The organism is Streptomyces sp. NTH33 (assembly GCF_003236365.1).
Classification (GTDB): Bacteria; Actinomycetota; Actinomycetes; order Streptomycetales; family Streptomycetaceae; genus Streptomyces.
Genome location: NZ_POTZ01000345.1, coordinates 1 through 7497 on the forward strand (window position 1 = coordinate 1; position 7497 = coordinate 7497).

At 72.1% G+C, this 7497-nt stretch carries 8 protein-coding genes and 3 pseudogenes; 6 read left to right on the forward strand and 5 right to left on the reverse strand.

What is annotated here, in order from left to right; all coding sequences use genetic code 11:
- The 3 genes from C1I97_RS26660 to C1I97_RS26670 all read left to right on the forward strand — a co-directional run.
- Positions 1-550: MsnO8 family LLM class oxidoreductase (locus C1I97_RS26660; protein WP_146608300.1), on the forward strand; the 550-nt coding region annotated here is incomplete at its 5' end.
- Between the two features lie 114 nt (positions 551-664).
- Positions 665-1783: an alkene reductase gene (locus C1I97_RS26665; protein WP_111005705.1), complete on the forward strand. Its 1119-nt coding sequence runs from the start codon at positions 665-667 to the stop codon at positions 1781-1783.
- A gap of 47 nt (positions 1784-1830) precedes the next feature.
- Entirely contained in the window at positions 1831-2802 is a 972-nt protein-coding gene (locus C1I97_RS26670) for a TIGR03571 family LLM class oxidoreductase (protein ID WP_181446926.1), read from the forward strand.
- Positions 2803-3013: 211 nt separating this feature from the next.
- Here the strand turns inward: C1I97_RS26670 and C1I97_RS26675 are convergent.
- Positions 3014-3637: pseudogene (locus C1I97_RS26675) on the reverse strand (transposase); the annotation flags it as partial.
- A gap of 57 nt (positions 3638-3694) precedes the next feature.
- Positions 3695-3871 (reverse strand): annotated as a pseudogene (locus C1I97_RS26680) (alpha/beta hydrolase); the annotation flags it as partial.
- Between the two features lie 379 nt (positions 3872-4250).
- On the opposite strand from C1I97_RS26680, the gene C1I97_RS42525 reads away from it, so the two are divergent.
- Together C1I97_RS42525 and C1I97_RS26690 are read left to right on the forward strand one after the other, a co-directional pair.
- Positions 4251-4970, forward strand: coding sequence for a chaplin (locus C1I97_RS42525; RefSeq protein WP_309147828.1), 720 nt, complete (start codon positions 4251-4253; stop codon positions 4968-4970).
- A 104-nt stretch (positions 4971-5074) separates the two neighbouring features.
- Positions 5075-5851, forward strand: coding sequence for a GNAT family N-acetyltransferase (locus tag C1I97_RS26690; protein ID WP_111005708.1), 777 nt, complete (start codon positions 5075-5077; stop codon positions 5849-5851).
- A 25-nt stretch (positions 5852-5876) separates the two neighbouring features.
- Here C1I97_RS26690 and C1I97_RS26695 read toward each other — a convergent pair whose 3' ends face one another.
- A complete protein-coding gene (locus C1I97_RS26695) occupies positions 5877-6143 on the reverse strand; it encodes a GlsB/YeaQ/YmgE family stress response membrane protein (protein WP_111005709.1) in 267 nt (88 codons plus the stop codon).
- Between the two features lie 148 nt (positions 6144-6291).
- Positions 6292-6732, reverse strand: a complete 441-nt coding sequence (locus C1I97_RS26700; RefSeq protein WP_111005710.1) for an SPW repeat protein — start codon at positions 6730-6732, stop codon at positions 6292-6294.
- Between the two features lie 275 nt (positions 6733-7007).
- Between C1I97_RS26700 and C1I97_RS26705 the strand changes: the two genes are divergently transcribed.
- Complete coding sequence (locus C1I97_RS26705) at positions 7008-7175, forward strand: hypothetical protein (RefSeq protein ID WP_181446927.1); 168 nt, start codon at positions 7008-7010, stop codon at positions 7173-7175.
- A 41-nt stretch (positions 7176-7216) separates the two neighbouring features.
- Here C1I97_RS26705 and C1I97_RS26710 read toward each other — a convergent pair.
- Positions 7217-7497: pseudogene (locus tag C1I97_RS26710) on the reverse strand (hypothetical protein); the annotation flags it as partial.

The following is a 7497-nucleotide window of genomic DNA, read 5'->3' on the forward strand; positions in this document are numbered from 1 at the left end:
CCGCCCCACCCAGCGCGTCCAGGCGGTTCCCGGCCGGGGCTCCGAGGTGCCCGTCTTCATCCTCGGCTCCTCCACCTTCGGCGCGGCGCCGGCCGCCCAGGAGGGCCTGCCGTACGTGTTCGCCTCGCACTTCGCGCCCGACCGGCTGCTGCTCGCGCTGGACACCTACCGCTCCCACTTCCGCCCGTCGGCGGTCCTCGACAAGCCCTACGCGATCGTCGCAGCGGGCGCGGTCGTCGCCGAGACCGACGAGAAGGCGCGGCACCTGTTCACCTCGATGCAGCGCCGCTTCCTCACCCTGGTGCGCGGAAACATGGAGTTCCTGCCGCCCGTCGAGGACATCGACGCCCTCTGGACCCCGGCCGAGCGCGAGGCGGTCGGATCGATGCTGCGCGAGTCCCACGTCGGTTCCCCCGCCACCGTCCGCAAGGGCCTCGCGGAGCTGGCTCGGCGTACCCAGGCCGACGAACTCATGCTCATGACCGAGATCTGGGACCTGGAGGACCGCATCCGCAGCCACGAGCTGCTCGCCGAAGCCTGGAACGCCTGAACGACTGCCCCCGCCCCACCCGTTGACCGACACTCCGACGCTCCGACGAACAGGACGGCCCCGACAACAGGACGGACGCCGCAGGGAACGAAGGGAAAGGAAAGGAACCGCATCGTGAACACAGCCCTGTTCGAGCCGTTCGGTCTCGGCGCGCTCACCGTGCCCAACCGCATCGTCATGGCCCCGATGTCCCGGGCGCGCGCCGCCGCCGACGGTACTCCGACCACCCTCATGGCCACCTACTACGCGCAGCGCGCCACCGCCGGCCTGATCATCGCGGAGAGCGCGCACGTCAGCCCCGCCGGCCGCATCGGTCCGGGCGCACCGGGTCTGCACACCCGTGCCCACGAGTACGGCTGGTCGCGGATCGCCGATGCCGTCCACGACCGAGGCGGGCGCATCTTCGTGCAGCTCGCGCACGCCGGACGCCTCGCCCACCCGGACTTCCTGCCCGACGGCCTGTATCCCGTGGCCCCGTCCCCGAAAACCGCGCAAGCGAGCATCTTCACCCCGTACGGACGGCAGCCGGCCGTCAGTCCACACGAGATGACGGGTAATCAAATACGCACTGTCATAGAGGACTTCGTCCGGGCGGCCCGGCGCGCCGTGGCCGCCGGCCTGGACGGCGTCGAGATCCATGCCGCCAACGGCTATCTGCTGCACCAGTTCCTCGCCGACAACCCCAACACCCGCACCGACCGCTGGGGCGCCACCCCCGAGGGCCGCACCCGTCTCACCGTCGAGACGGTACGAGCAGTGGCCGCGGCCATCGGGCCCGACCGGGTCGGCCTGCGCATCTCACCCCGCGACGGCTACGGCGACCTCCGCGAACCACTCGCGCACCGCACCTACCCGGCCCTGCTGCGCGCCCTCGCCCGCGACCGCATCGCCTACCTGCACCTCACCGAGACCGCAGACAACGCTCTCGACGACCGGTTGCGCGAGCTGTGGCCGACCGCACTGATGGTCACCCCGCGCGCGGCCGATTCCGCCGACATCACCAAGGAGCGCGCCGCGCTGGCCTGGCTCCGACGCGGCGCCGACCTGGTCGCCTTCGGCCGTGGCTTCCTCACCAACCCGGACTTCGTCACCCGCCTGCGGACCGGGGCCCGCCTCAACACCCCGCAGGACGTCGGCCTGTACGGCGGTGACCACCGCGGCTACACCGACTACCCGACCCTCGACGGACTCACCAGCCGCGACGTCACCCCGGCGCCCGCCCGCACCCCATGACCTCGCCGCCGCGCCTCGTCGCCCGGCCGCCGCACGCAAGGACCACCATGACTGCCATCCAGCCCCCCGCACGCCCGTTCACCGACCACCCCGGAATGCGTCGCGCGTTCCCCGAGAACCGTATGACCCTGGGGCTCATCGCCCCGCTCGAATCCTTCACCGGCGACGTCCCCTCCCTGACCGACCACCTCGAACTCGTCCGCCAGGCAGACCGGTTGGGCTTCTCCGCTCTCTGGCTGCGCGACGTTCCGTTCCTCGTGCCCCGGCAGGGCGACGCCGGTCAGGTGCTCGACCCCTGGGCGCACCTGGGACAGCTCGCCGCCACCACCGAGCGCCTGGCCCTCGGCACGGCGAGCACGGTGCTGCCACTGCGCCACCCGGCCCACACGGCCAAGGCAGCCACGACCGTCGACCACCTCTCCGGCGGCCGGATGCTGCTCGGCGTGGCCACCGGCGACCGCCCCTCGGAGGTCCCGGCCTTCGGCCTGCGCCGGGAGGACCTGGGCGACCGCTTCCGGGAAAGCTGGGAGTACGTGCGGGCCGCCGGGGCCGGTACGCCGCTGCCCGACGCCCGGCCCGACATGGAACTCCTGCCCAGGCCCCCGTACGGTCGGCTGCCGATGCTGATGACGGGGCACGGTCGCCAGCCCCTCGAGTGGATCGCCGAACAGGCGGACGGGTGGATCCACCCGGGCCGGATGCCCGCCGAGCTCCACTCCGCCGTCACACAGTGGCGGGCGCTGACGGAGGAACTCTGCGGCGGCGCGGCCAAGCCCGTCGCGGTGGGCAGCTACCTGGTCCTGCACGAGAATCCGCGCACCGCACCCCGGAAGGTGGCGCAGGGCTGGTCGATGGGGCGCGAGCCCTTCCTGGAACTGCTCAAGGAGTACGAGCGCATCGGGGTCAGCCAGCTCATGCTGAACCTGCGCTTCAACGAGCGCCCCGCGCGGGAGGTCATGCACGAGGTGGCCGAACACCTGCTCCCGCACTTCCCCCCTGGTGAGACTTCCGCAGAGTGAGAGCCTCGAGCCGGTCAAAAGAGCGCTGTCGGCTTGACCGACGGCCACACCGTTGCGTCACCCGAACTCCAACCTCTCCCCGGCCCGCTTGGGGTAGCGCCAGGTCACCGTCTCGTCGCCGAGGGTGTGCAGCAGCGTGCCGTCGACCGCCACCAGCCGCAGACCCCGGTAGAACGGCCCCGGGGTCCTGGATGATCGATCCCAAGAGTTGGTGGTCGTAGGCGGTCAGTGAGCGCAGGACGGGCTGTCCGCTCTGGTCGTTGTGCCAGATGGCGGTGGTCAGCGTGAGGATGCGCTGCATGACGCGGGCGACGACGCCGACGGGTGTGCGGCCGTGGTGCCGTTCCAGGTCGAGCCGGCCCCTGAAGGTCTCGTTGACCGACTCGATGACCTGTCGCAGTGGTGTGAACAGCTCGGCTCCGGGCCGCTCCGGTTCGCCCTTGCGGGTCGGCCGCATCAGCCGGATGCCGTGCTCGGCCAGCTGGTGCTCGAAGTCGCGGCCGAAGTGGTTCTTGTCGCCGATCAAGGTCTGTCCCGGCCGGGTGGCGACGAGTTCCGGTTCGGCGTCGAGCAGGTCCAGCAGCGTCTCGCGCTCGTCGGCTTTCGCTCCGGTCAGGGCAAAGGCGACGGGCAGTCCCTGGAGCGTGCACACCAGGTGCAGGCGCAGGCCCCGAAAGAAGCGGCTGTGGCTGGCGCAGTAGCCGTACCCGGCCCATCCGGCCGGCTCGGAGCGTTTGACCGTCTCGCGGGAGCGGCCGCATTCCACGGGCGTGGAGTCCACGATCCATACGTCGTCGCTCCACACGGATGTGTCGGTGGCCAGCAGCCGGGTGATTCGGCCTCAACAAGCCGCGAGCCCATATCCGTTGTTTTTGCGGCCATTACTCCATTACTACTGGGACCCCGGCAGGGAGCCGTACAGCAGGAAGTCGTCCACCTTCCGGTGCACGCACCGGGAGGAGAGGTAGCCCGTGTGCCCGTCGGCCCGGTTGTCGAGCACCACGGCGGACGGGCCGAGCCGCCGCGGCGTCTCCACGGTCCAGCGGTACGGCGTCGCCGGGTCGCCGCGGGCAGCCCCGCGCCGGACAGCGTCAGCGTGACGGCCCCGGCGCACGCCAGGCGCCGGGCCGCCTGCCGCACGGACGGCTTGGCCGGCATCGGCGCCTCCAGCAACGCTCGGCCGCGGTTCGGCAACAGCGCCCTCGACCACGATGAACGGCGCCCTTGGGCGGCGCCTGTCGGCGAGCGCCCCGCCCGGTGCCGTCCCCGGGCCCCGCCGTCGGTCGTACGAGGCGTTGTCCGCTGTTCGATAACCGGACCCCTCGATGGGGTGAAAGGCCGCCAAGCCATAACCCGGATCCTTCACCAGCGTTTTACCCGGTGCGGGCGAGCGCCCGCGACCATGTCTGGAAGGCAGGGAACCGATGAAACGGGTTACCCGGAACAGTGTGATCGCCCTCGCCGCCGCCTCCGGCGCGATGGCGATGACCGTGCCGATGTCCGCCGCCTTCGCGGCGGACGGCGGCGCCGCGGCGGAGGGTGCCGCGGTCGGCTCGCCCGGTGCGATCTCCGGCAACACCATTCAGGTGCCGGTGCACGCTCCGGTGAACGTGTGCGGGAACACGGTGAACGTGGTGGGGCTCCTCAACCCCGCGGCGGACAACCACTGCGCCAACGCGTCCGCCGGGAGGGACCGGGCGTCGTCGGCCGGCGAGGCGGCGAGGCATGAGAAGGCCGGCGAGGCGGCGAGGCACGAGAAGGCCGGCACGCCGGTGGGGCACGAAAGCGGCGGTGCGGTGGCACACGCGAGCGGAAAGGATTCGCCCGGTCTGCTCTCCGGCAACGAGATCCAGCTGCCGGTGCACGCCCCGGTGAACGTCAGCGGCAACAGCGTGAACGTGGTGGGCGTCGGCAACCCGGCCGTCGGCAACTCCTCCACGAACGACTCCTACGAGGAGATCGGCGAGCCCGCGCCCGAGCCGCCCGCACGGGCCGTTCCGCACCCGCTGCCGAGGCCCGTGACGCACCCCGCGCCCGAGCCGCGGACGCAGGAGTCGCTGGCCCACACCGGCGCGGACCAGGCCGTACCGATGGCCGCCGCGAGCGCGGCGCTGCTGCTCGGCGGGATCGCCCTGTACCGGCGCCACCGGCCCGGCGCGACGCGCTGACGCGCCGGACGCCACCACGGCGGAAGGCCCACCGGACCCCCTGACCGGTGGGCCGCGCCCTAATCCCGTTGCCGTGGACATGCGCGGTTTGCTGGAGTGGGCGCATGGATCACACCGAGATACTCGCCCTCTACGACCGGGACCTGCGTGCGGGTGCCCGCCCCGACGCCCCCGGCACGCGCGTGGAGCGGGCGGGAGGCGTGGTGCGCCAGGTCGGCTCTCCGCAGGACTGGAACGGCGTGCTGTGGTCGGACCTGGACACCGCGGGCACGGACGCGACGATCGCCGAACAGGTCTCGTTCTTCGGTGAGTTGGGCCATGGCTTCGAGTGGAAGCTGTACGGGCACGACCGGCCGGCGGACCTCGGCCGGCGGCTCCGGGCGGCCGGCTTCACGCCCGGGCCCGAGGAGACACTGATGGTCGCCGAGACCGCCGACCTGGACCTCGACGCCGAGCCGCCCGCGGGCGTACGCCTTCGTGAGGTCACCGACGCGGAGGGCGTCGACCTCCTGGTCGGCGTGCACGAGAAGGCGTTCGGCACGGACGGCTCCGCTCTGCGCCACCGCCTCCTCGCCCGGCTCGCCGCCGACCCGGACACGGTCCTCGCCGTCGTCGCCCTCGCCGGCGACGCACCGGTGAGCGCGGCCCGTATGGAACTGGTGCCCGGCACGGACTTCGCGGGCCTGTGGGGCGGCGGCACCGTCGAGGGCTGGCGCGGCCGGGGACTCTACCGCGCCCTCGTCACCCACCGCGCCCGCCTCGCCGCCGACCACGGCTGCCGCTACCTCCAGGTCGACGCCTCCGACCAGAGCCGCCCCATCCTCGAACGCCTCGGCTTCACGCCACTGACCACCACGACACCGTACGTCTACGAACCGTAGAAGCCCTGCGTGCGCCGGTCGTGGCTCAGCGGTGGCCCGCCTTCGCGCGGTCCAGGGCGGTGACGCCCAGTGCCGCCAGGGCGATCTGGATGAGCCACTCGATCCAGTCGACGCCCTTGGTGTCGGCGACGCCGAGTGCGGAGGCGATCGCCGCGCCGATCAGCGCGGCCACGATGCCGATGAGGATCGTCCAGATGACGCCGATGTGCTGGCGGCCGGGGACGACGAGCCGTCCCAGGACACCGATGATGATGCCGATGACGATGGCACTGATGATGCCGGTGATCTCCATCTTCGCCCCTCTGCGTCGTAGTCCCCGCGTCCTTGTCTCATGCCCGCTGAGACCGGGGGCACGCCATGACCGGCAAGCCGGGCCGGGTGCCGGGCCGATGACCCGGGCGGGCCGGTCCGCCGCACGCGGACCGGCCCTTCGGCACTTCCTACGCCCGCGGGGCGCTCTTCGCCGCGGTGGCGGCGCACATCAGCCCGAGGACCACGGCCAGGGCGCCGATCACGACGTTGTTGACCACCACACCGGCGTCCGGGTGGCTGCCGACGATCCACGGCGAGATGATCATCCAGACCCCCAGGGCGCACATGGCCCAGCTGAGGCCGTACATCCGTGCCGGGGCGGTGGTGAACCCCAGGGCCAGCAGGCCCAGGGCGATCCCCATGATCAGGTTGTGGATCACGAGCGGAGGCTGGCTCGTGGTGTAGTGGAGGATCCACGGGGACGCGGCGCAGTAGAGGCCGAGCAGGAACACCGGGCCGTCCACGAGCGCCACATCACGACCACCGACCACGCGGGCGTAGCGTGCCCGCATCTCCGAGACGTCGGGGTGGGTGGTGATGTCACCTCTGCCGTGCGAGACGTTGGCCATGATCGTCTCCTTCCGACGGTGCGGGCCCGACCGCGTCCGGGACGGTGTGCGGCAGGCACCGCGCAGCCACATTTTGCGCTTGTTTCCCCTTTGTGGGTAGAGGTCGGGATTGTGGGTGGCAGTCGGGCCTCCGGGTGCGGGCAGCGGATCACCGGACGACCCGGACGCCGAGCCGGACGACCACCGCATGGCCGCGCCCGCAGCGGGCAGCCGGAATGTACGGATCGCACGTTGTCGGACGCGGTGAACGGTCGCATACGGAGGTGTCTGCCGGTATGGGCGCGAAGGTGTTGGAGCGGTTTCCCGCGGGAGCTCCGCGCGGATCCTGGCCGGCGGAGGAGTGCGCGGCACGGCTGAGGGCCGAGGGCCAGCCCGCCACGGTCGTGATGGACCTGAAGGCGGACGACTTCCTCGTGGTGGTTCCCAGCCGCGAGGAGGACTGAGCGGCCGCGACCGCCGTCGGGGCGCGAGGGCCCGGCGGGCCTCAGTCGCCCAGATGGCCGAGGTGGGCCCGGCGCACCTCGGCCATCTGGCCCTGGACCAGCAGGAACATCCCCTCACGGAACAGCCGCTGGGCCCGGCTGCCCAGGTCCAGGGACCGGCCGTCCAGGCGCAGCGACACCGTGCGGGAGGCGGTGAGCGCCGCGAACCGCATGGGCGGCGACGGGCGCAGCCCCGGCTGCTCGCGCGCCTCGGCGAAGGCGAACACCACCTCGGCCCCGTCCGTCACGCCCGCCAGCAGCATCACGTCGTTCAGTCCCCACC